2 protein-coding genes are annotated in these 1546 nt (G+C 67.4%); both read right to left on the reverse strand.

What is annotated here, in order from left to right:
- Nucleotides 1-531: heavy metal-binding domain-containing protein (locus HMH01_RS17690; protein ID WP_171327119.1), on the reverse strand; the 531-nt coding region annotated here is incomplete at its 3' end.
- 66 nt (nt 532-597) lie between these two features.
- On the reverse strand, nt 598-1266 hold the full coding sequence (locus HMH01_RS17695; RefSeq protein WP_171327120.1) for a VTT domain-containing protein: 669 nt from the start codon (nt 1264-1266) through the stop codon (nt 598-600).
- Nucleotides 1267-1546 lie beyond the last annotated feature (280 nt).

The following is a 1546-nucleotide window of genomic DNA, read 5'->3' on the forward strand; positions in this document are numbered from 1 at the left end:
GCGCAGGAAGAAGGGCAGGGCAGCCCACAGGATGATCGGCGTCGCCAGTACGAATTCCAGGTAGCTGGCCGTCCGGTGCCCGATCCAGTCGCGCACAGGCAGGCCGACCATCTCGCCCATGGTCAGGATGATGAGCGGCACGGCGGCTGCGGCCGAGATCCACATCCGGCGGGTGAAGTCGGCCAATTCCTCGCTGGGCTCGTCCGAAGGCAGCATCGGCTCCAGCGCCATGCCGCATATCGGGCAGGATCCCGGCGCATCGCGAACGATCTCGGGATGCATCGGGCAGGTGTACTGGACGTTGGCCGGCGCGGCCTTCTTCTGGCCGGTGGCCCGACCCGAGGCGTAGAACCACGGATCCGCCTTGAACTTCGCCAGGCACTCGTCCGAGCAGAAATGAAACGTCTCGCCTTCGAACGCCGCCTGCAGGCCATCGGGCTTGATTGCGACCGTCATGCCGCAAACCGGATCCTTCGCCGTCTCGGCCCCTTCGGGCAGGTCGGTCGCCGCGTGGTGATGGTCGTGGTCCATGTCCTGCCATCCTTTCCTGTCGCGTTTCAGCCTGGGGCATCCTGCCGCTGGAAGCTCAAGCCCCTCTCAGCGCTTGTCGCTCCTGCCTTTGAGTGCCACCCAAAGCAGCGGCAGCCCCGTCACGAGGCCGAGGCCGAGCACCGCCCAGCCCGTTGCGCCGATGTCTCCGCCGACCGCCGCGCCGCCGAAATGGGCCAGCAGGAAGCTGGCCGGGATGATGCCCGCGAGCGTCGCGAGGGCGAAGCGCCAGGCGTGTAGGCGGCTGAGCCCGGCGGCATAGCTGATCATGTCGAAGGACACGAAGGGCATCAACCGGCTGGCAAAGACTGTTGCCGTCAGCGCGGCCTGCGAGCCAAGAAGCCCCGCATCCACCCGGTCGCCGAACACCCGCCGCAGGACGTCATGCCCCAGAACCCGCGCCAGGCCGAAGGCGATCAGCGCGCCAAGTTCTGCCCCGATCACGACCTGCACCGTGCCCCAGACATGGCCATAGGCGGCCCCGGCCGCAATCGCGATCGGCGCGCTGGGGATCGGGCTCGCCACCACCGCGATGGTCATCAGCGCCACGACCAGCACCGGCCCCCAGGGGCCGGCCCGCGTGACCAGCGCCTGCAGCGCGTCGCGATCCAGCAGGCCGCGTGCCTCGGCAAGAACCTCAGGCGCCAACAGCCAGATGCCCAGCACCCCGATCCCGAGAAGTGCCAATGCGGCGAGGATGCCGGTCCGCAGGCCCACCTCAGATCTCGCCCTTGCAAAAGACCCGGAGGCCGTGGACATCGCGAGGGCGGGTTTCTCGCCTGGCCTCGCGGCGCCACCAGCCGTGGATCATGCCATCGTTCCCGCAGGGCATCGGTATCTCCCGGCTCCTACTTTGAAAGATACCTTATCAGCGCGGCTATGGCCAAAACCACGAGCAGAAGGATCAGCAGGCCGAAGACCCATCCAAACCCCATCCCGAGACCCATGCCGGAGCCCATGTCGTTCCACCCCATCCTTCCGTCCTCCCTGTTTTCGA

Origin of the sequence: Halovulum dunhuangense (genome assembly GCF_013093415.1) — a bacterium.
Taxonomy (GTDB): domain Bacteria; phylum Pseudomonadota; class Alphaproteobacteria; order Rhodobacterales; family Rhodobacteraceae; genus Halovulum; species Halovulum dunhuangense.